At 61.0% G+C, this 603-nt stretch carries 1 protein-coding gene; it reads left to right on the forward strand.

The annotated features are described in order from the left end of the window. The coding region (locus IG178_RS24875) for an MFS transporter (protein WP_193215256.1) at positions 1-603 on the forward strand (603 nt) is incomplete at both ends.

Here is a 603-nt window from a genome sequence, read left to right on the forward strand (position 1 = left end):
CACCTGGGGTGGCGATGGATCTTCCTCATCGCGGTTCCATTCATTCTGTTCGTACTGCTCGCCACGGTCGTCCTCCTGCCACGCGACCAGAAACCAGAGCGCGCCCCGTTGGATTTCCTTGGATCGATTCTGCTGACGAGCGCACCCCTGCTGTTCGCATTCGGGGTGGTCGAAGCCGGAGAGAACACCGGGAATCTGCCATGGCTAGCAATCGCCGCGCTGGTAGGAGCGAGTGTCGCCGCAGGCCTGTTCGTCACAGTGGAACGCCGAGCCGCGAATCCTCTGGTTCCTCTGACCTTCTTCCATAACCGAACACGGGTGCGAGCAAATCTTGCGACTGCACTACTGAGCGCGGCGCTTTCGACATCATTCCTGCTGTTCACGTTCTACCTACAGGATGAAGTCGGTCTTTCCCCACTGGAAGCCGGTCTGCTACTCCTGCCCCTTGCCGTGGCACTCATCGCCGCCGTGACCATCGTGCCCCGCCTCTTGGGGCGCTGGGGAGCGCGTTCTTGCATCGTTGTCGGGCTAAGTTCCGCAGGAGTAGGCATGATCGTGATCGCTGTAGCTGCGCAGTTGGAAGCCCCCGCATGGCTGCTGACC

This window comes from Neoluteolibacter marinus (assembly GCF_014904755.1).
GTDB classification, from domain to species: domain Bacteria; phylum Verrucomicrobiota; class Verrucomicrobiia; order Verrucomicrobiales; family Akkermansiaceae; genus Haloferula; species Haloferula marina.